The sequence below is a fragment of the Paenibacillus roseus genome (genome assembly GCF_016424485.1).
Classification (GTDB): domain Bacteria; phylum Bacillota; class Bacilli; order Paenibacillales; family Paenibacillaceae; genus Paenibacillus_D; species Paenibacillus_D roseus.
This window is the reverse complement of sequence record NZ_JAELUP010000061.1, coordinates 53,259-76,278: the sequence shown is the minus strand read 5'-3', so window position 1 is coordinate 76,278 and position 23,020 is coordinate 53,259. Positions and strand designations below refer to the sequence as shown.

Below are 23,020 nucleotides of genomic sequence, written 5' to 3'. Positions count from 1 at the left end.
GCCAATTGCCAAACTACCGGGGCAATTTCTCAAGCTGCTCCGGTTGCCGCAAATCGACTACAATGGCATGATCTGCCTCTGAGACGATTCCCTCCGCCTGCAGTAGCCATAAATAATGATGCGGCTCATTGACACCGGAACGCCCCGGCCATGAATTATACCAGGCGCCAACTCGCTGGGCGGCAGGTTCCAAGCGCGGCGTTTCTTCACCGCCGTCGTAGAGCAGTATTCCCTTATCGTCACGGGCAAGCTTCTCTACGATTGCCCTTGTCTCATCAGTTGAACCTTCATCCACAACAGTTATTTTGACCGGCGACCCGGATTTTAAGGAAGACCAGCGAATTGCTCGGATGTAACCTTCCATCTGCAGCTCATGATTAGCCCCCACAAGCACATAATGGGAGGTGTTGGACTGCTTTTGACCACGATAGAAACGGATTGCCAGGACAATGACAGCAGCCAGCGTATAACACAATACAATGCCCAGGAACAAGGAGACCATAGGAGCCACCTCCTTTTTGTAGCACTATATGCGCTGTACAACCCGGTGGTTCCGGCCTTTATATATTCCTGACCCTGACATATAATAAGCCGCCTTAACCATTCCGTTCCTCACCATAATAAGGTTCTTTAAACAGAATCCCCCGTTATGCTCCAGCAGAAATTGTCTATAGTCTGTTGGCAAATGCCAGCCGGATGTCATTCAAAAGTATTCACTTCTTGATCCGTTGCGGGGGGTTCCATATACATACCAATGGACTCGCACCCATCTCAGGCACCAGTCTCAGGTGAGGCTGACTTCCAGAGGCGTTCCTTTGTAGAAACTTGACGAGTTCCCGTACATTAAGATCGGACATATTAACCTCCACAAAAGATTGGTTGATGCTGATGGATACCTGATACCCTATTGTTATGAAGAACGTATTACGTTTTTTACAGAGTAAAACAACAAAAAAAGAGTGCTCCCCTGGCCAAACGGAGTAATAATCGTACAAGAATTGAGCTTTTCAAGCGCTGTTCTGAACGGTTACTGCTCCTGATTTGGTCATGGGGGCACCCTTTATCGACTCTGTTTCTATATGTATGTCAGGCTGAAAGTTAGAGTGTAACCCAACCGTTCTTAATCGAGTTGATAACCGCTTGTGTCCGGTCATCGACCTCCATTTTTTGCAGAATGCTGCTCACATGGTTTTTGACGGTCTTCTCACTAATATACAAATACTCGCCGATCAGCTTATTGCTCTTGCCTTCCGCCATCAGACGCAGCACCTCTGCCTCTCTTCGGGTCAGCGGATTGTTATCGCCTGCAATGAACTTCACGCCGCTTTCCTTCGTTGCTGCTGCTCCTGATACTGCACCAATCTCATCCAGATACGTCATTCTGCGCAGTTGGTTGATCAGTTTGCCTGTAACCTTAGGATGAATATAAGCGTGGCCGCTGACAACGGACCGAATGGCATTGACTAATGCCTCTGCCTCCATATCTTTCAAGAGGTAACCGCTCGCTCCCTTGCGAAGAGTTTCAAATACGTAACTTTCATCGTCGTGAATCGACAAAATGATGACTTTCACATCCGGGAAAATATCCCGCAGCCTCTCTGTGGCGACAACTCCATTCTCCACCGGCATATTGATATCCATTAATACAACCTCAGGCTTTTGATGATTGCAAAATTCCAGCACTTGAATGCCGTTGCCGCATTCGCCAATAACTTGAAGGTCCTCTTCCATATTCAAAATGCGTTTCAAACCTTCACGGAAAAGCTGGTGATCATCTGCAAGCAAAACCTTGATTTTACGCGTCCCTGTCGATGTTGACTCCATAATATTAAGGCTCCTTTCTTGTCTCTGCGTTTATAGGAATATGAATCATAATTTTTGTACCTTCCTGGATGGCTGATTCGATATCCAATCTTCCCTCGAGCAAATCCACCCTCTCCCGCATGCCAATCAGTCCAAAGCTGGAATTCTCGGCTGCCTTTAGTTCAGCTAAACCGACATGAAAGCCGCTTCCGTTATCCTGCACAACAATTTTAACCATTTGGGCCTGATACGTTATTTCAAGTGATATAAACGAAGGATTTGCATGCTTCAAGGCATTGGTATAGGCTTCCTGAATCAAACGGTAGATTCCGGCTTCCATCGCGGAAGGCAGTCTGACTTCCCGGCCCACAAGTTCAAAATCCGTGCGAATTTTGGTTTTTTCCTCAAAATCCTGCACATATTTTCGCAGTGTAGGCACAAGACCCAAATCATCCAGGGCCATAGGACGCAAATTGAATATAATCTTGCGAATTTCCTCCAATCCTGAACGAACCTGACCTTTCAAATCTACTAATTCGTCCTGGACCAGGCGAAACTCCTGCTTCTGGAGCATTCTTTCCGCAATTTCTGTTCGAATAACCAGGTTGGCCAAAGACTGTGCAGGACCATCATGGATCTCGCGGGCGATACGTTTACGTTCTTCCTCCTGCGCCAAAATAATTTTGAGTCCAATCAGCTGACGATTTTTGGCCGATTCTAAAATTCTGGTAATCTGGGTCAGGTCTCCTGACAGATACTCCAGCACTACATTCACCTGTGAACTGATCGTCTCGGCTCGCTCGATAGAAAGCTCGACATTTTTCGCGCGAAGCTGCAACTCATCCCGCCTTGCCTTCAAATAATTCTCTTTCTCACGAAAAATCATAAGCTCCAGCTGAATTTGCGTTGCTTTCTCATAGGCGATCTTAATATCCTCTTCCTTGTATCGAACAAAATCCCGGCTTACCTCGGTAAGCCGGATTCTTGAACGCCGGTAATCCAGCTCGAGACGATCGACTTTCTCAATCGTCTCGGCGGTCTCCTTGAATACCTGCTCCATCTCCTTGGTCAGGAGAGTAAGCTCGTTGCGGGCGGCTTCGCAGATTTCAAAAATTTGATACTTGCTATCCTCCATAACCTGAATCGCGTTCTTGATAACGCGATCAATGTCATTAACTCTCTGTTCCACTAACGAATCCGCCCACTTTCCTATTAAACTCGTCTGCTACTATCATACCATAGATGCGATACGAATTATTATTGGATTGTAACTTTTTGGGCTTTATTGTCCCAAGTCACGGTCAACCCCAGCTGCTCGGACACCAGGCGCACCGGTACGAGCGTTCTGCCACTCCGTTCTATGGGACTCACTTCTGTCTTGATTCTTGAACCGTTTAGTACAACTTCCTTGCGGCCGATCCACAGATCCAGCATCTTATTTCCCCGGAGCAGATTCACCCGCTTGCTGCGGCCGTCCCAGTTCACTTGACCGCCAATCGCATCGGATACGAAACGCAACGGCACATAAGTAGTTCCGTTCAATACAATTGGAGCAGCATCCAGAGCCGTCGCCTTGCCGTTTACCGCGGCGCTTCTCTTGCCGATCGTCAGCTCAATTTTAGAGGCAGGAGGCGTTGTAACGGCATTCTGATACTCGAATTTAATATCGTCAATTGCGACCTGTCCTGTTAGAGCACGCTCTTCTTGCCCGGATTCCGGGTTGGCCACATAGATTTGCTTGATTGAGATCGGATAGCTTAAGCCAAGCTTGCCGAGGTCGACCTTCACGTCCTTCCATCCCGTCCAATCCAGCGGTCTGGCCAAATCCAGATAGTGTACTTTGCCAGCTGCATCACTCACTTCGGCACGCAGCCAGTTTTTGCTTCCATCTCCATATACAGATGCTGTCAGGCTAACCGGTTTACCTTCAACGGACCTTCCGTTGCTGCCTAACACCGCATAAGCCCAACGGCCTCCTGCGCCTGTCGTGAAGTCATACGCAATTTGCAGTGCAGAGCTGTTTTCCCTGCCAGCAATTCCTTTTACTATGACAGCCGAGCCGACGGTACCGAAAGGATTGCCTTTGAACGTAATCGGGTAGCTGACTTTTTCGAAATCCTCCCATACTTTGGACGTTGCAGAGTTCGAAGCCGAGAAGGCAGCCATTGCCGCATAACCGTCATAGCTTGCGATCGCGTAGGCGTTAGCTGCTCCCTGATCCACAGAGTCTACGGTCAGCTTGCCATCTTTCACCCGGCCCTTCATGCCCTTCAGCTCCCAAGTCACGGACTCCGCTGGAACTGTCAGTTCACGGCCATCGTTTAATTTTACCTTAATAGGCAAATTGATTGTGGCTCCTGCCGCAATCGAGCCGCTGCTTGGAGATACAGTCATTTGATCAATCTGGCCGCCAGCCACCACCTCTACATCCATATTCGCAGACGCGCTGCCCGATTTGACAGTCAATGTGGTCTTGCCCGGCTTGCTGGCAGTGAAAATATTGCCGGAGAACGCACCAAGTGATTTCGCGCTCCAAGTCGCGTTAGCGCCTTCGAATCTAATCGGGTTGTAGTACGTATCATAGCCCTTGAGCGAGAATTCAGCCGGACCCTTGACGAATACAGCTGAGGGGCCGCTCGCACGGATACCTTTTGCTTCTCCTTGAGGAGCAATCGAGTAAATGCCGAGCCCGTTCGCTACAGCACGCTGGGAAGTCCCTACGCCGTTGGAGGTCGCATGGGTCAAGCCCGCTGCAAAATCGCCCAGAGGCCGGGTCACCATCGTTGTGGAGCCTCCCCCGTCCAGATTCAGCCCCTTCCATATGCCAAGAGATACCATAGCGCTTTGCAGTTCCTTCAGTGTCATTCCTGAGCTGCTTCCCTGCTTCTCCACCGTGATCAAATACAGCTTCTTGTTATCCCTGGAATAGCCGATAGCCGTACGAGCTACCGCACTGTTGCCGCTCACGCCTGAGATATCCCGGGTAAATACAGCCTCCTTGCCGTTGTCCACCAATAGCGTATGTCCGCCCACCATCATTTGGAAGGCCGCCGGGTCCTTTTTTGCACCTGAAGTCAGGGAGACAAGACTATAATCCGCTGTTACACGCTGCCCGATTGCCAGGTTTTCCCGGACGAACTTCGCTGCCTCACCATGCGCCCTGAGTATGTAACCGTCTTCGGGAACCGTGCCGGGCAATGAGCCGTTCTCCTGAATCTGGGTAACGACACCATTGCGGACGAGCACCTCGGTCGGGAGCGTTGCACTGTTCTGTGGCCGCTCTGTAGTCGCCCAGGCGCTGGTGTACATATAGAGAGCGTTGACATGGCTGCGTTGGCTCCCGTTTGCTGTATCCATCGTGTAGTTCGTCTTGTTGATACCGGAAAGCGCGAAGGTCGCGCCTGACTCCGATGTCACCTTGCCATCGAAAGCATAATTATCTATTTCTGGCGTGCGATTTTTGTCCAGCGAGAAAGAATACATGCCATTAATAACAGAAGGGGTCGTCACCATATTCCCATTCGAGATTTGCGGTCCCATCCCTACACCCTCGGCTGTCATAATAAAGAAGTCCGCATTAATGCCTGCAACGGCTTTCGTTTCAGCAACCATGTTTGTCACGGTGTTTTTGCTGGCAACCGTGCTGTTCTTCCCGCTCATTACATCCAGTTTGACATAGGGGTTGCTCAAATCAACCTCTAGCACATAGACGTTCGCTTGCACCGCTGTGCTGCTGCGCGTGGAAGTCCATAAGTATTTTTGCTGCTTGGCTCCGGAAGTTACCATTACCTCATCCAGCAGTTTAACAGCAGGGGATTGAGCGGCGGCTGCCGAAGCAACCTGTCCCTCCGATGGCAAAGAAAGCGGAACGAATGGCTGCACAAGCAAAGCTCCGCTCAACGTCACAATTAAAATTTGCTTTTTCATCGCTGCCAATGTCTTTGGGGCCGGGACGTTCCGTTCCATCCCTTTGCGTCTTTCACTTCTTTTTAACGGTTTCCGCATTTCCCTTGCAACTCTCCCATCTAGAAATCTATTAGTTATAGACTTCTAAACGCGGGAAAAAGTTACGCAAAATGAGAAGACTTTAATACTTTTTTAGAATTGAGCCCTTTATCTGCTTACTTGTTTCCCATATACTATGAAGTTTATAAACGGATTAGAAAAAGGCTGCCATCAGGCAGCCTTACTGAATCACAGTTTAATAACTAGGCATCCAGAAAATTAATATAGACGAGCATACGTTTAATAATGATTGCCGCCTGCGCACGAGTCGCGTTCGCTTTCGGTCCCATCGTATCCTTCTTCAGACCGGCAATAATCCCTGCCTCAACTGTTTTGGCCAAGGAATCCCGCGCCCAGCTTGCAATACTTGAGCGGTCTTTATAAGCAGTGAAGTAGGATGCGGTACTTCCCGACAAGTCGATCTTTACGCCGGCCACAGCCGCTGCCCTGATGATCATGACCGCCATTTCTTGTCTTGTGATCAGATCGTTCGGCTTAAAGGTTCCATCCGGATTGCCTTTGACAATATCCGCTTTGGAAGCTGCCCCGATGTAAGGAGCCATAGGTGAAGAAGCATTTACATCCTTGAACTTCGCCCCCGCCGCTTTATCTCCGGACAATCCAAGCCCTCTGGCAATGAACATGGCGAATTCCGCACGGGTAACCGGCTTCTCCGGCTCATATTTCGTTGCTGTACGCCCCTCTGTAATGTACTTCGCTGTCATTGCGTTAATGTCTCTGCCCGCCCAATGCTTGCCTGTATCCGTAAAGCTCGCGGATCCGCTGATGACCGCATAAGAGCCTCCGCCAGCCCGGCGCTTAAAGGATACGGAGGAAGCTCCATTCGAAGTTTTGACCTGAGTCGGCACATAGGACAGCTTCCCTGTCTCAGGGTCAAGCCATACGGTAGACGTTTTGTTCGCATCGAATTGAATCTTCGCAGCAATCGTATAGGTCGCATAGTCGGATAATGTATCGACCGTTGTTTCTGTACCATTGCCAAGCACAGAAAGCTGGAAATATGCCGCGCTTGTCATCAATTGGCCCGGTGAGCGGTTAATGGCTGACATCAGTGAACTGGATGATGAAATCGTCGCTGTCGCATCGATACGAATAACCAGCTGTGAATTGGCTGCACTTGCTCCCGCCTGTCCGGCCAGCGCTTTAAAGTCCAGGCTGCTCAGCGGAATTTCGTACATCATTTCCCGATAGCTGACGGCGAAGGAGGCATTGGATATCTGCTTTTGTACACTTTCCAACTGCCCCAATGATACAGCTACAATTGCAGCCTGCTCCGAGGTCGGCACTGTAAACTGGACTCTCGGCGCAATGCCACTGCCGCTCAAAATCGCATCGTAGGCGGCCTGAAGCTTATCCGTCTGAATCGTGTAACGGCTGGCAGCCCGGTTGGCCGGTGTCATATCCAGACTCGTTGTAGCCAGCGAATCCTTCATGTTAATACCGCCCGCGGCGGCCCTTTCCATTCCTGCCGGGAGATTGACAGACCCCTCATTCGAATTTCCGCCTGACGAGCCGTTCGATACTTTATAGTCCGTGAAGCTTCCTACTGTTGTGCCTGTTGCTGTACGCAATGTCCCTGAAGACCCTGTATAGCTGACAAGAACCGTATCACCGGTATTAATCGCCTTGGGCAGTTGCAGCACTACATTTGACCCGGATACCGTTACACTGCTTACCGCAGTGTAGACGCCCTGCACTCTCACGTTGAATTGGGAGACCGCCGGCACATAGCTGCTGTTCAACGCCTGCGAGAAGGTCAAAGTGATGCTTTGACCCTGGGCATAAGCGCCTGTCAGCAGCCCTGCGCCTTCCGAATGCGTGGCTGCCTGATTGGTGAAGGAGGGAGCCTGATTGCCTGACAGATCCGTAATTGGCGGATAGCCGATGACATAGCTCACCAGTACCGTCTGGTTCGTGGATACAGAGGACGAGAGTGTCAATATCACCTGCGTATTATTCACTTCTACATTGGTAATGCCCCTTGCCTGCTGATTAACCAGCACAGCAAACTGGCTGGCGGTCGGAACAGAGCTTGTGCTCAGGCCTTTATTATAAGTGAGCGTCAGTTTGTTGCTGTTCACCGTTACAGTCTGCAGCTCAGGCGGTTGTCGGTCAAACGGGTTTCTGACATAAAAGTTACTGAAAGCCTGTACAGCATTTCCATAGTAGTCACGAAGTGCATACGAATTTGGCGTATAATTCACGTAAACCGAAGCATTTTCCGAAACAATAGAATCCAGCGTAATCGTTGCTGCCATCCCACCCGCCACAACGTTTTTAATCGAACGCTGGCTCCCGCCTACGAAAACAGAAAATTGGTTATAGGCTTCCTGGACTGAAGTCATTGCGCTCAGTCCTTCAGAAAAATTAACAACAACTGTATTGTTGTATACCGTTCCACTTGTTGGCTTTGGCAGTGTTGTTTCTGAAGAGTTCGTAACCGTATAGTTGGTTACATTACTCACTTGATTCCCCGCTAGATCTTGAAGTGGTATAGTTCCCTTTGAATAAGAAAATTTCACTGTTTGCCCGTATATGACCCCATTGGAGATCGACAGCGTAACCTGGTTATCGTTAATAGAAATACCCGATATGTCCCTGGACACATCATTGACGGTCACATAGAAATTTGAAATGGAGGGCACATACGCCGCATTAAGCGTTTTAGAATAAGTGAGAACAATTTTGGTAGAGCCGGACATCTCAGCCTTGGAAAGCTGTGGCGTTGTCGTATCCACCCCTGTTTTGAAGGTCCATTGAAATTCATTTTGAATCCCCGCGAACTTGTTTCCGGCCAGATCCGTCACGGCGCCAGAAGGAATTTCTACATAATACGAAACTCCGTTAATTAAGGATGATGAAGGTTTGATATTCAGTTTTTTGTTATCCGTTGTATCAACAGTGGCCGTAGTCGAAAAAGAAGAACTTGTGCCGGAACGTCTAATGATAATTACACCGTCTCCACGTTGAATCGGCTTGTTAAAAGTGATAAACATCGTTGGGCTGGTCGAAACATTCGTAGCATTATTAACCGGCGAATACGTCACGATATAGGGCGCCGATGTATCTTTGTTTACTTTAAAGCTCCAGGTTGTTTTGTCATTGATGCCGGTATAATTATTTCCCGAGCCATCTGCAAAAGCCTGGTTGCCGATCTGTACGTAATACGAACTATTATCTACAAATTGTTTTCCCGGATTAATGATAATTTTGCTTGTACCGCCACCTGTAACCAGATCAGAAGTGACAGGAATGGATGCAAAAACAGTATCATTGGAGGCATTTCGGATGACCACGTTGCCTGTTCTTGGATAAACTTCTTTATCAAATGTGATTTCGAGTTTGGTATCGAGTGCGGTGGCTGTTGAGCCGCGACTTGGGCTAAACGTCTTCACAGTCGGGTTTTGGGTATCAACCGTTGTAAAGCTCCATGTGGACGCATCTGAGATCCCCTGGAAATTAGTAGAGCCATCAGCAGAGCGGAAGGCGCCACTATCTATAACGACATAATAGCCTGTATTTGCATCAAAATTAGAATGTGAAATCGTGACAAGTGATGCGGATACTTGTACATTCGTGCTGCTTACACTGATTGTCTGAAATACACGATTATCAGAAATTCGGCGAATTTCTATACTCCCGCTGCCTTTTGCCATTGGCGTATTGAAGCTCATAGTCAGTGGAGCATTGACCGCCACCCCGATCTCCTTGTGAGCAGGGCTAAAGGACGGCATTGCCATAGGCGGCGCAGATGTGGTAAAGGACCAGCCGCTAACCGCCGCTGTTCCTTTGCCATATAAATCTACAAAAGCATTATTGTCGATAGTGACATTATACTTGTTGCCTGCTGCCAGTTGAGACGGCAATGTGACCCGAACTGTCCGATTAGACGAACCGCTCCCCTGCACATTGCTTGAGGTGACAGAAATGGATTGAACATCACCAGTGTTCTCATTTTGCAAGGTAATATATCCTGCAGATGCAAACACTGTTTTGTTAAAGACCAACTCAAGTGGAGTATCGATCGGTGCAACTGATCCGGAAGCCGGATTCATCGAAGTAATTAATGGCGCGCTGGAATCCGCCGAAACAACGGAGAAATTCCAGGCCGTTGCGTTTGCTATACCGGCAAAATTGGCGCCGTTGCTATTTTGAAAGGCTCCTGCATCAACCAGGACATAATAATCTCCTCCCGCTTCCAACGTACCTGACGGAAGGCTAATAGTTACTACATTGCCGTTGATCGAAATCTCGTTTCCAGAAGCGGCCGAAATTGACCTTACAATTCGGTTATCTGAAACTCTACGAACGGAAATAGAAGCCGAACCTGTCCCCCTGGATACATTCTCATCAAAGGTCATGGAAAGATTTGAGTTCATCGGGACATTCACTGCGTCGTCAACAGGGTACGTACCAAGCAATACCGGGCCTGATGGCGCGGCTTTAACACTAGGAGGGACTGGAGACAACATATTTAACACTAACTCAACCATTAATACGGTGACAAGCAAAACTGAAATCCGTTTCAAATTCCGAATCAAAGCTGACTCACTCCCCAAAAGACGATAGTATATATATTTTCGGCTATTTAATTGATGAAGTTTAGAGCTTAAATAAAATAGACCGTCATACTTGTAAGTATGACGGTCTAAGTTAGTAATCTATCAGCTCAAAGCATCTGCTCTGAGTTGATCAGCTTTGTCTACGCGTTCCCATGGCAGGTCTACGTCTGTACGACCAAAATGGCCATAAGCCGCAGTCTGCCCATAAATTGGACGACGCAAATCAAGCATTTTAATAATGCCCGCAGGGCGCAGATCAAAGTTGTTGCGTATTACTTCTACTAATTTCTCTTCTGCTACTTTACCTGTACCATAAGTATCCACATTAATAGATACCGGTGTCGCTACACCGATTGCGTACGCAAGCTGAATTTCACATTTGTCAGCAAGTCCGGCAGCAACGAGGTTTTTCGCTACATAGCGAGCAGCATACGCGGCTGAACGGTCAACTTTTGTCGGATCTTTACCTGAGAAAGCGCCGCCTCCGTGGCGAGCATAACCCCCATAAGTATCCACGATGATTTTACGGCCTGTAAGACCAGCATCGCCTTGAGGACCACCTATTACAAAACGGCCTGTAGGATTAATATAATATTTCGTAGCATCATCAAGCCATTCAGACGGCACTACCGTCCTAATAACATGTTCTTGAATATCGCTTTGGATTTGCTCTAGTGTGACTTCCTCAGCATGCTGTGTCGAAACGACAATAGCATCAACACGAACCGGCTTACCATCCATATATTCAATCGTCACTTGAGTTTTCCCATCTGGACGGAGGTATTCCAATGTTCCGTTTTTTCTAACCTCTGACAATCTGCGCGCAATTCGATGTGACAGTGCGATTGGCAACGGCATCAACTCAGGGGTCTCATTCGTAGCGAACCCAAACATCAAGCCTTGATCCCCTGCACCGATATCTTCATTCTCGAGACGTATGTCCTTGCCATCACGGGTTTCAATTGCAGCATTAACACCTTGTGCAATATCAGCGGACTGCTCATTAAGCGACGTCAATACTGCACAAGTGCTCGCATCAAAGCCGAATTTAGCACGGGTGTATCCGATATCTTTAATTGTGCGGCGAACAATAGCCGGAATATCTACATAATCTGCTCGGCTGCTGATTTCTCCAATAACTAATACCAATCCGGTAGCTACAGATACTTCACAAGCTACACGAGCATACGGATCGACTTCCAGGAAAGCATCCAATACTGCATCAGAAATTTGGTCACATATTTTATCGGGATGACCCTCGGTTACTGACTCTGAAGTAAACAAGTGGCGACCTTTAGTTGACATCCGTTCAACCTCCCACATCCATAGTATGCTATAAGTTCATTTCACCTACACAAAAAATGAACCTTTTCCACGAAGGAAAAGGTTGTTAGACAACTCTCTAGGATAGTATGATACCGGATATGCCACTTCTTGTCAATGGATGCTACCCAGTACCTGCTCTGCTTGGGCAATAAGCCGTCTTGTAATTTCCCCGCCAACAGAGCCTGCATCCCGTGTAGCTAACTGGCTCCACGGGACATATCCTCGATTAGCTAAAGGAAGATCACCAATTTCTCCTGCAAACTCGGTATCCGCTTGTGATACAGATTGGACAAACAAGCCTAATTCTGCAGCAATCTCATATTTCAATTGGTCCAATGCCTGACGACTTTCCGGTACTACTTTTTTATTGCTGCGAGTAGCCATATTAAGCACCTCCACTGGTTTGTAGCCTTATTATATGGAGGAGATGTCTTCTCAAAGCGTATAAGTTGTTTACATTCAGGGCAAAAATATACAATGCTTTTTATTTTACTTAAGTTCGTAACCGCCCTTAACTAAGACAATCAATTTATTATTTTTCACTTTGTCATCCGGGACAATACCCCGGCCAGCCCGCGGCGACAAAATCAAGTGATTGTTGGCTACAGCTTTCCCGTTAGTTAAATCCGCACCCAAAGTAAGATTTGAGATGCCATCTTTATCCTCACTAAAAGCTAAAGCCTTACCGGAGCGAACAATAAACTCCGTTCCTTCTTGCGTTGCAACTAAAGTTTTACCTGCTGGAACGGTTACTACCTGCATTGCTGTATTAACCGAATCCGGTCCTGCACTTGAGCTGCCGCCGCCGTTTTGCTTAAATAGTTGGTCAACATAGCTCTTTGTTACGACAGGATCCTCTGCTGTACCAGGGGCAACCTGGCTTCCAATTGCCTCACTGTTCCAGACAGTCCCAATAACAACACCTATAAGTAGTATAGAAATAACTGCAAACAGTCTAATCCTGCTCAAAATAGGTCCCCCTAGAAATTAACTATTATCATTATTATTTTGGGACACGTAGAACCGACTATAATCTTTAAAAGCAAGCAGTTTTTTGTGACCATTGTTGTATTCGTAAACATTCAGCTTATATCCATTGGAAAGTACGCGTGAAATACTTGGGCCGGTAAACTCAACTTTAAGCTGTTGATTTTTACCTACAACAAGTCCTTTTTCACCTTCAATTTCTAAAATTTGCTCATAGGTCGTGTTGCCATCATTAATTTCAAAAAGAAGTTTCTTTTTATTTTCATTGACTTCATATTTTTTGCTGTCTGTCAGCGTGTATCTGATTTCCAGCGTTAAAGCTGAATTGCCCGTAATTCCGGCATCAACTTTATCAAAAGTAAGCAGATAAGGATTAATCTTCATATCCTGAAACTTATCACTTACCTCATTAACGGCTACAGGAACATTGAAGGAACCAGCTTTAATGTAGCTGTCCGGTTTATCCTCAATCGTAGAATATTTGCCAGTCGTTATTGCCTCGCCAACGATAAATGCTACTCCTTCCCCATCATACGATTTTGGAATTTGCGCCGATGCGATTAGCAATGCTCTGCCAGTTGGGCTTAATTTAGATTTCACATTCTGGATTTCAGCTTCAATGTATTTACCATCTTTAGTTTTAAAGTAACCTTTTAATACAGGCAACTCAGTAATTCGATCTTCCTTGTTGGAGTAGCTAAACTCAACATAGTACATGCTTGAATTTTTAGCTTCGAATCGATAGGAATTTTCTAAATCGAGCGTAGCCTTGCGTCCTTTGGAATCCAGGTTATAAGAGTTGCGTACGTATTTCACCTGAGCGAGTTCATTAATTGTAAACTGGCCCATTGTTCTCGTCTTTTTCTCTTCGAGCTGGTCATTTAATACAAGGCTCATTTTAGAGAACTTATAATTGTACGGAACTTTGGTGCTAATTACATATCTAATGCTTTCGCCTGTTGGAATAAGAATCTGATTATCAAGTTTGATGATGGAGATATCTTTTGCATCCAATGCCGCGCCATTCATTTTCAACGTGCTTTTAATATCTGGAATGAGCTGCTCTTTTTCACCATTATTGCGGACTTCCAAATAGATATTAATAATATCCTGATCGCCCCACGGCAGTCGTTCGGTATTCATGACAGCAATCTCATATTTGCTGTTTTCGTTCTGATATTGTCTGATTAAAGATAGGTCTGAACCTCCAGTTTTCACGGTTGGAAGCTTGAACCCGCTCAATACATAGCCTGATGCCTTATTTTCTTCCTTCGGCTGTTGTAGAAGCAATGTCCAGGATTTAGAAGCAACACTTACCGGTACTTTTCCATTTAGAATCAGTTCTTTTTGAATCCCTGGAACAAGTTCCAAATCCTCTGCTTCAGGAAGTATCGGATATCGCACTCCCTCTGAACTCAGTAATTCAAATTGATATTTTGGTAGCTTAACCGCTTTGCTTCCTTTATTTATAAATTTTAAGGTGACTGAAATATCATTTTGCTTCTCACCTTCATCAACATAGCTGTACTCGATGCCTGTTTCAACCTGTACGCCATCAATTCTGATCGTCTTGGACTTGTTCACTTCTGCGATAATATTGCTTGCTGCCTGCCAGGTCATAGCATAGTTTGCCACAGGAGATTCAAATTTTGCTTCTCCTTCAGTTTGTGTCACAAACAATTGTGAGCCATTCAAATCAACATTGGTTTTTACTTCCCCAGATAACAAAACGTCTAATTTTTTACCAGACTCCAACTTTTGGTCAGTAGCAATATCTGTATTTAATTTTACAATATTTCCTGCTTTTGTTTTTATATAAAATTGATATTCGGAGACGTTCTTCACAAAGTTCCCGGAATTCTCAAGCTGGAAGGTGGCTTGAAATTGTGTTGTATCACCCAAATTGAATCTGGAACCTGGTTGCAAATACGTTCTGATTCTCTCCGTACCTTTAGTCAGAATGTAATATTGGTTTGAAGGCACAACGTTAGCATACTTAGATGTAACACGTGCTTCACCAATCACGCGCTCATAATTAGGCATACTGAAGTCCCATTTAATCAATTTAAACTTCAAATTATAGTAGTTTAACTTGGGATTTACTTTCGCATAGAACTTAAAGCTCTGTGTAGATTGCGGAGCGACACGATTGGACTTGCTATTATTAGGGTTGGCTTGAACTGAATATTTGGAGCCGCTGGTATCCTGAACGTCTACCCAATAATCCATAAAATCAAGGTTCCTATTATCCTTGTTATGTACGGTTACCGTATAATGTACAATCTTTTCATTATTGCTGTATTGGAATAGTACATCGCTAATCTCAATGTAGCTTTTAGAAGTAATGTTGAAGGTCTTCAACTTGGTTCCTGCGAAAGCTGTAACTCTGTTCGTTTGTTTCGTGTCTGCTGCTGAAGCCTTCGAGGGTGTATTTGCAGCATATATCAGTTGTGATGGATCTGATATAAGAAGACTTGCGGCCAGTGCTACCGTGCATGTGTACTTACCCAGTTTTTTCATCCATTAATTCTCCTTTGTATAAAACTAGCTATATATATAGACGAAAAAAGGGGTGAAAAGTTTCATAAAATCACGAATTAGCGAATTTGGTAAAATTGCAAAAAAAAGAAGCCCCGAAGGGCTCCTTTTTTTATTAATTACTCAACTTCTACAGTGAACACACCGCTAGTTTCACCTTGGATGGTGTAGTTAACGATGAATTTATCACCGCTAGCAAATGCTCTTGCCACTGTAATTACGTCAGACTTACCGGATTTAGCGGAAAGCTTAGCAAGTACATCGGAATCACCGGTAATGGTTACATTAGCAACATATTTAGAATCATCACCGTATTGATCAACAAATTTCAAAGCATTGTTGAACAGATCTTGGATCGTAGCGAATGTTGCGCCGGTTTGAACAGTTACATAACCGTTCTCGCCTTTAAACTTATTGTCAGACTTGTATTCTACTTTAGTGATTTTAGGAAGTTCATTGGATACTTTGGCAGATTTAGTGACTTGCTCAATTCCACCCTTACCGTCTTGAATTTGAACAGTGAAGCTGAAAGTTTCTTCAGTAACAGAGCTCTTATCAAAAGGATAACCTGTAGAATCTTCAGTTACTTTGATCTTACCATCTACATAGCTCAGGTTTCTAGCAGTTGGTACAAATACATCGTATTGAGATTTGTCCAATTGAACCTTTTCGCCATCTTGGTTAACACCAAACACTTTGATTTCTCTTGCATGTTTGGAATCTGCGCCACCAAAGAATTTAGAGATATCGTCTACGGAGAAGTTTTTCAGATCTTTCAGTTCAACAGCAGAGATTGTGAACTCATAAGAAAGATTAGTGTTGTCTCCTGTAAGTGTTACTCTGAAACGAGCAGTACCGGAAGCAGTAGCCGTGATAATAGTATTATCTGTTACAACATCATTATCATCGTTACCAGAGATAACAAAGTTGTTATTGGAGCTTACTTGAACCAGTTTCAACGTGTAAGCAGATGTTAGTTTCCAATCGCGAGACAGATTGTCTTCGATTTTCACTTTATCAGGCTTCACTTCAAAAACAGCTTGTGCAGGGTTGCCTTTAATAATTTTGCTGCGATCGATATCTACTTTCTTGATATCGGTTGGTTTTGGAGCTGCAGCAATTGTAAATTGTACTTGAGCTTGGCTGTTAGTGTTTTTCACATAAGCATACAATCCATAAGTACCTTGAGATGCATTAGTGATGTCAAGTTCAAGAGTTGCTTTACCAGTCAGGGTATCTTTTACAAATTTGAAATTGTTACCTGGAACAGAAGAATTAAGTGTAATTCTGTCAACCAGATCATCGTATTTTGTTACTTCGTTACCATTTCCATCAATAGCAGTAAATGCAACTTTAACTTTTTTGTCGCCTACTGCCAAGTTGTAAGGAGCAACCAGGGAGATGCTTTGTACAGCAGTACCTTTAGTTACTTCAACATCAAATTTGGTTTGTTTACCAGTAAAGATGGAGTTAAAGGTGATAGTATTAGTACCTTCTTGAGCAAATCCACCAGTGTTTGGTGATTTCAGTTTCAAACCAAGTTTATCCTTGTTTTTGCCTTGATCAGCAAGGAAGTTAGCATTATTGTTATCTTTAGCAATATCAAAGATAGATGGATTAGTAACGAATACGCTCAGATCTTTTTTCAGCTTGGCCAGATCAGTAATCAGGTTGCCATACTGGTCTTTAGCTTCAAAGATCAAAGTATATTCAGAGAAATTAGAACCAGCAGAAATAGTTTTGTCTTCTGGATGGTACAATTCTTTTACTGTTACAGAATCAACACGGGATTGAGCACCAACAGAGAATGTGTTGTTAACAAACACATTGTTAGTTCCGCTAGTGTAGCTAGCCGAAACGTATACTTGCTCGTTGATTTGGTAAGTTGTGCCTTGTGCAGTATTCTCGATAACGAGTTTACCGTTAGTTTGAGAGAATATTGAACCTTTGGAAGCCTGGAAGTTAACGGAAGAACCATAAGTTCTAGTTACATCGTCACCATATTGGTTTGTTACTTGGAAAGAAATTTCAACTTGGTCGCTGTTCACATTTCCATCAGTATTAGTACCCAAAGCAAGTTTGTCGCCCAGGAATTTGATTTCAGCAACTTTTTCATTCTCAGCAGAGAAAGTAGCGGAAAGCTCAACATCAGTTGCACCTTTTGCAACCAGTGTGTAGTCACCAGCAACCAGTTTGCTGTTCAGTTCCAGCTTAGCAACTTTTTTATCGTCAGAGAAAGTCACTTTGTCAACTTTAACTGCAGTTTGGCTGCGAGTAAGCTCGAATTTAGCATTAGCAGTATCAATCGCTTTGTTAAAGGTAACAGTTACTTCTTTAACGGAAGTAGCTTTAGCGTCGATTGCAGGAGCTGGTTTTTCAAAACCAGGCAGTCCCAGAACCTCACCCAGAACTTTGCCAGTGCCAGCAACTTCAACGTCAAGCGAAGTTACGATGATGTCATAAGTTACGCCGCGTTTTGCTTTGTCATCGATGTTCAGGTCAGAACCGATGATGCCAGCTTTAACAGCCAATTCGCCGATTTTGGAGTAGTCAGTAGTGTCTACGCCAAGAGCGCGAAGAATAACTGTTGCGAACTCTTTGTAAGTAATTTCGCTGTCAAAGCCAAAGTTGGTTGCAGAGTTACCTTGCATGAAACCATTTTCTTTAGCCCAAGAGATGTATCCGTTGTAGAAAGTACCGCGTACATCTGCGAAAGTGTGAGTCTTAGCAGTTGCTTTAGCTTCTTCTTCTTTACCAGCAAGACGGGAGATCAGAACAGCTACGTCTTGACGCAACCAGTTTTCGTCCTCCAAAAGATCGCCGTTTTGGTTACCTTTGATAACACCGTAACCTTCTAGCTTTTTACCAGCTTCAGATGCTGCTGCAGCCGCTACAGATGCAAACATAGAAAATACCATAGCGATGGCTACAAGCAAAGATAAACTTTTCTTCATAACCTTTTTTTCTCCTCCTCTAAAATGCTTCGGTTGTTGAGAGTTTTGATAATTGCTTAATGAATGGCTCGTTTCCCTCATCGGCCGATTCACCCCCTTCCCAGAGTTGAGCGCGATAATATAAAATAATGTCTGCTGTCATGTTTAACCCTTGTAATAACATGTCGCAGAAACTCGTAAACGCAAGAAGAAAAAAATGGAAGATTCGCTAGACCACTATAACATTATACAATGGCTAATATCCAGCGTAAAGTACAATTTTCCTAAGTATTATTGAACATTTCCCATCAGAGAGTGTGTCCCTGATGCTGTGCTTCGTTTCTACATGTATTTAAACGCAGCATCTCGCGAAAAGTTGCGACCCTTTGAAAAAAGTTTTAAAAAATCTTTTTCAACCTGTCCGCCAAGCCCTTTGCTCACGCTTTGTGTATGTACATGGAACGATTTTTAGTATAACTCGTTACCCCAATTCCGTCGATATTAAACATTTTCCATGGGGATTGTTTCAAGCTGTCGAAGCTTGTCTACTATTCAATTATCTGGTATGACAGTTTGTCCTTAAATTAATAGATTAAATGTCATTATTTTATTATAACTTAAAGCACCTATGAATTGCAAAAAATATGAAGCGGCATTCAAGCCGCTCCATAAAAATCATTTTTCAGCTTTATTACGATAATAGCTTAGGCAGCTTTTTCTGGTCAGCCATTACCTTGGCGATAATGATTGCAGCATCACTTCTGAGCAGTCGGGCTTTAGGCTGGAATACTTTTCCTCGCTTAGGATCATTCACGTCTACAGGAGCTCCCTGAATAAAGCCTTTTTTCTGAATCGCAAGTATGGAAGGCGAAGCATAGAAGTCCATACTTCCTTCATCCATAAATGCTTTTTGCAAAGCAGACCTGACTTTGGAAGCATCGGTCTCCAGTTTCATATTCAGAGCTTTAGCAAGCATAACAGCAGCATCCTGCCTAATAATAGCGGACTCCGGGTCAAACACCCTTGGCTGTGTTCCGCGGACAATCCCGGCCCTTGCCGCTGTCTCTACGTAGCGATAATCCCACAGAGACTCCATGTTAATCCCACTGCCCAGATTAGGGACGTCTACAAAGTGAGTAGCCCCATCATAACTGAGCTTCATTTCCAGCGCCCTGACCAGCATTCTGGAGAATTCGGCACGCGTTACATATTGATCCCCTCCAAAGGAACCGCTCGGATCTACCGCATTCATGACCCCTTTGGCAAAAATGGACTCCATCGACTCTCTACCGTACGGGTGATCGGTAACGTCGTTGAACCCGTAAGACAGCTTGGCAACCACATAATAACCGAATTTATCAAAAGGAACCCTGACGGTGTTCTTCTTGTCGTCTACGACTCCGCCAATGTTCTCCCACTGCTGTGTATAGTAGTCAAAGCGGAATACCGTTACCAGAACACCGCCGCTTTGACGAATGCTTGGATCGTAAGACAACGTCAGCGTTCCCCGCTTGGAAGGAACGAGCTCACGGTTATTCGGACGATTGAAATAATAGGGCCTGGACTCTCCTTCAATGACAGAGAATGGATAAGGATCAAATCCATATGCCACCGGATCATAGACCTTGTCCGTTTGCGGATCATCCGCCTGTCCCGCATCAATCCAATAAACCGGACTGGATTTGATAAAACGCTGAGGGAAGCTGGCCGAAAATAAAATTTTGCCTAGCGACAGATCAAGATCATAGTTGGCGGGCACGGTCTCGTAATCATGCCGATCCACGACGCCATCCTCAGGATTCGCAATAGCGAACAGAAGATTGTTCCCTTCATAAACCTGTCCTTTAAGATTTTCCGGCAAATTGTAGTCCGGACGAATCAAATTCGTTCCTTTAGTAAAGGATAGCGTCAGCTTATTGTCAAACACCTTATGAGATGACGTCATTTTTTGAAGCATCTGCGCGCCTGGAATATTCTCCGGTACATATTTGACATTAAAGTAATCTGTTATTCTATCCTTGCCGCGCGTTATGACAATATCAATCTTATTGTCCCTGCCTGCCCTCAGATTGGTCACCTGAGCGCTGAAAGCCGGAATCAGTCTAGGCAATCCATCCACCATATCATTGTAATCGCGGAAGATCACTTTCTTCGCAGGCACTTTATTGATTGTGATCGTCTCCGCGCCAGGAGAATTAATAATAACTTCTACATAGTTCTGGTTTAATGTGCGTTTCTCTCTGATTGGAGCAAGCACGGTGTACGGGATAGTCGTCGGGTTGATTTCCAGTCTGTAGCTTGCCCGCGGGCCATTTTCGCCACTGTTATATACATAAAAGTTATAGACGAGCGGACTGCCGTCGCTCGGAAGATCCTGCGCTGGCAACATAAAAGCAAAGCTTTGTTTATCAAAGTCGTATAGAACCGTTATACCCTCTACCACATTACCGGCTAGAATCTGGTTGTTATCACTAGCGTTCGTCGTCGATTTCGTTACCAGCTGGTTGTCCAATGTCCAGTTGATATCCTTCTTGCCCGCTGTTGTAATTTTCAAACGGTAGTTTGTCCTTTGGTCTCCGAGGCTATTTCGCTTTGAATTTGCGCTCGTCAACGTTGTGCCCAAATCAATAAAACCAAACGTACCGTAAATTTTTGCCCGCGCCTCTTTGGTTGCATATACATTGCCCGTCAGTTGAAAATTCGGATCATTAGGCATCGGATCATTATAGCTCACCGAATAAGGGAAGACACCTTCTGTATTAGGCGCTGGAATTACAGGCAAATTCGTTGGTATCAGGGTAATCTTGATATCCCGCTGGTAATTATTTTTGTTCGTGCGGAAAATAATCCGAATGTTGTTCTCGCCTGATTTATACAGAGCATTGTAAGCTGCTTTTTTGTTTTCCACTCCATCCGCCAATCTGAATTTGGCCTTGTTAGTATTGTTAGCTGCATCATCCATCTCAAGCGGAATCTCTGTATTGTTCACATAGAAAAATACAGTCTGTGTCTCCCCCCCGGCCGCTGTATAACGGATGTCATTGCTATTTGCGATATTCAGAAGCTCTCCTTTAAAGTCTCCGAATTCATTAGTTATAATGTCTATTCCTTCCGAGTCCTGCATGGTTGTATCAAATTTTATTTGCATGCCGTCATAAATGGTTTCGAATTTCGCATATGGCCCGTAGAGCAGGGTAATTGGAACAGGAAACTCATCCGTTGTCGCCTGGGCATTTGCCAAGGCAAAATTTAGTGTTTGCTTGCCTGTAGAAGGTAATTTGTTAATCTGAACAAATACTCGAGCGTATTGCTTTTCAATACCATCTACATTTTTGACAGTGAAATAATGCACATCTCTTTGCTCATAATCATACTTCTTGACTGCATCAGTGTCCGTATATCTTTTGCCCGTTGAATCCGTGATGCTTTTGATTTGTACAATATTAAGATTACCGGCGACTGCATCGGGATTTCCAATGAGCAACTCAACCCCCATTGGCAAGGAGAATACATCCGCATCCTTCATATCCAGACCCTGCATTCCCTCGAGCTGTGTATCAGACGTTGAACCCGAAAATCCTGGCAAAAATTTAATCTCTTCAATAAACGCAAGTCCTTTGTTGCGGAGACGGAAAGTATACAAATCGGATGTATCCGTCCCTGCCGGCACCTTCACAACGTTCATTCCCTGGAATTGAAGATACTGAAGCGTGTCGAATGGCAAAGCCCCCGAGCCGGCCGTCCCCAAGTCAATTTCAAAAAGGAGTGTCATAAATCTGGTTGAAGGCGTTGGCGTATATCCCGGCTCATTCGTAACGACAGGAATAAGGCTGTACGCGCCATTAGCAGTCCTGCGATACTTCAAATCAGCCTCTGTGATGGAAGGCTTGTACGTACCGGTATCTGCATCATACTTTACAGGAACAATCGCTTTTCCTTTCAGTTTGATGTTCTCTGCCTCTACTGAAAAGTTTGGATTTCTCTCCAGACTTGCTGCATCCGATACAGTAGTCAAATTCATATCATAGAACGTAACCTGCCCGTTGTAAAAAGCTACATCGCGGACAGTCTCTACAAATTGATTTTTATTAAACACACGGATGGTAACGGTGTTCTTGCCTTTGCGAATGTTAACTGGCGAAGCAATAAAGCTCCAGTTCGTCGTACTATTCACCGAATACGTATAGCTCTTGTTGTTTACGATAACCGTTACTTTGTCCGCATTGGGAGCACGTCCGCTAATACTGATGTCCGCGCTTGATTTGCCTTGGGAAGGCACTGAATGGATGACCGTTGTTCCTTCCTCCTGAATCTCATACTGCAAGCCGTCCAGGCTGGCAACAAGATTATAGAGTGTCGGGCTATTGCGGTATTCAATATAAATGGAATCGGAAACGTCCGAATTTCCTTGTGTTCCCTTGAACGTAATGCGGTTCAATCCGGGAAATAACTGCAAGTTGTACACAGCAATCGAGTTTCCACTCAACGTAATGTTCGAGGTCTGGTTCTCATTGGAATTGACCACCTGCTGCTGATCTCCAACCAGATTGATCTGGTACACGCTGTAAGAGATCGTACTCCCGATCACATTGTTGATCGTTCCGTTCAGCGTAACCCGCTCATTGGTAGTAACCCGGGCGGATTCCGGAGAATACTGTTCATTTACAAAAGTGAAGTTATTCGCTCCCGCTGCTTTTGCAACCGGAGCTGATGGCGGCAGCAAGGTAATAATCAGCGCAATCGTCAACAGAATGGATAAAGCCTTCTTCAACACATTGTCCTCCCCAATTTCGTAGATTTGTCTGCTCGAATTTCTATAGATTTCTATAGGTTTGTTATCGGTTC

11 protein-coding genes are annotated in these 23,020 nt (G+C 44.9%); all 11 read right to left on the bottom strand.

The features are described 5' to 3' along the window. Positions 1-13: 13 nt before the first annotated feature. The 11 genes from JFN88_RS11660 to JFN88_RS11610 all read right to left on the bottom strand — a co-directional run bounded on the left by JFN88_RS11660 (position 14) and on the right by JFN88_RS11610 (position 22,946). The gene (locus JFN88_RS11660) at positions 14-502 is read right to left on the bottom strand and encodes a hypothetical protein (RefSeq protein WP_199019470.1); all 489 of its coding nucleotides are present in this window, start codon (positions 500-502) and stop codon (positions 14-16) included. 596 nt (positions 503-1,098) lie between these two features. Further along, complete coding sequence (locus JFN88_RS11655) at positions 1,099-1,824, bottom strand: response regulator (protein ID WP_199019469.1); 726 nt, start codon at positions 1,822-1,824, stop codon at positions 1,099-1,101. A 4-nt stretch (positions 1,825-1,828) separates the two neighbouring features. Then, positions 1,829-2,992: a sensor histidine kinase gene (locus JFN88_RS11650; protein ID WP_199019468.1), complete on the bottom strand. Its 1,164-nt coding sequence runs from the start codon at positions 2,990-2,992 to the stop codon at positions 1,829-1,831. 68 nt (positions 2,993-3,060) lie between these two features. Next, a complete protein-coding gene (locus JFN88_RS11645; RefSeq protein WP_233167729.1) occupies positions 3,061-5,808 on the bottom strand; it encodes a stalk domain-containing protein in 2,748 nt (915 codons plus the stop codon). Between the two features lie 203 nt (positions 5,809-6,011). After that, positions 6,012-10,370, bottom strand: a complete 4,359-nt coding sequence (locus tag JFN88_RS11640) for an Ig-like domain-containing protein (protein WP_199019467.1) — start codon at positions 10,368-10,370, stop codon at positions 6,012-6,014. 123 nt (positions 10,371-10,493) lie between these two features. After that, positions 10,494-11,696: a methionine adenosyltransferase gene (gene metK, locus JFN88_RS11635; RefSeq protein ID WP_199019466.1), complete on the bottom strand. Its 1,203-nt coding sequence runs from the start codon at positions 11,694-11,696 to the stop codon at positions 10,494-10,496. A 132-nt stretch (positions 11,697-11,828) separates the two neighbouring features. Next, positions 11,829-12,101, bottom strand: coding sequence for an alpha/beta-type small acid-soluble spore protein (locus JFN88_RS11630; RefSeq protein WP_199019465.1), 273 nt, complete (start codon positions 12,099-12,101; stop codon positions 11,829-11,831). A 105-nt stretch (positions 12,102-12,206) separates the two neighbouring features. Beyond that, entirely contained in the window at positions 12,207-12,686 is a 480-nt protein-coding gene (locus tag JFN88_RS11625; protein WP_233167727.1) for a hypothetical protein, read from the bottom strand. A gap of 18 nt (positions 12,687-12,704) precedes the next feature. Continuing rightward, positions 12,705-15,224 carry a hypothetical protein gene (locus tag JFN88_RS11620; RefSeq protein ID WP_199019464.1) on the bottom strand — a complete coding sequence of 840 codons (2,520 nt, stop codon included), beginning with the start codon at positions 15,222-15,224 and terminating at the stop codon, positions 12,705-12,707. 137 nt (positions 15,225-15,361) lie between these two features. Further along, positions 15,362-18,277: a copper resistance protein CopC gene (locus JFN88_RS11615; RefSeq protein WP_199019463.1), complete on the bottom strand. Its 2,916-nt coding sequence runs from the start codon at positions 18,275-18,277 to the stop codon at positions 15,362-15,364. Positions 18,278-18,866: 589 nt separating this feature from the next. After that, on the bottom strand, positions 18,867-22,946 hold the full coding sequence (locus JFN88_RS11610) for an S-layer homology domain-containing protein (RefSeq protein ID WP_199019462.1): 4,080 nt from the start codon (positions 22,944-22,946) through the stop codon (positions 18,867-18,869). Positions 22,947-23,020 lie beyond the last annotated feature (74 nt).

Coding starts and splice junctions, on each gene's coding strand:
- JFN88_RS11660 (WP_199019470.1), bottom strand. CDS start 502: ATGGTCTCCTTGTTCCTGGGCATTGTATTGTGTTATACGCTGGCTGCT.
- JFN88_RS11655 (WP_199019469.1), bottom strand. CDS start 1,824: ATGGAGTCAACATCGACAGGGACGCGTAAAATCAAGGTTTTGCTTGCA.
- JFN88_RS11645 (WP_233167729.1), bottom strand. CDS start 5,808: ATGCGGAAACCGTTAAAAAGAAGTGAAAGACGCAAAGGGATGGAACGG.
- metK (WP_199019466.1), bottom strand. CDS start 11,696: ATGTCAACTAAAGGTCGCCACTTGTTTACTTCAGAGTCAGTAACCGAG.
- JFN88_RS11630 (WP_199019465.1), bottom strand. CDS start 12,101: ATGGCTACTCGCAGCAATAAAAAAGTAGTACCGGAAAGTCGTCAGGCA.
- JFN88_RS11620 (WP_199019464.1), bottom strand. CDS start 15,224: ATGAAAAAACTGGGTAAGTACACATGCACGGTAGCACTGGCCGCAAGT.
- JFN88_RS11615 (WP_199019463.1), bottom strand. CDS start 18,277: ATGAGGGAAACGAGCCATTCATTAAGCAATTATCAAAACTCTCAACAA.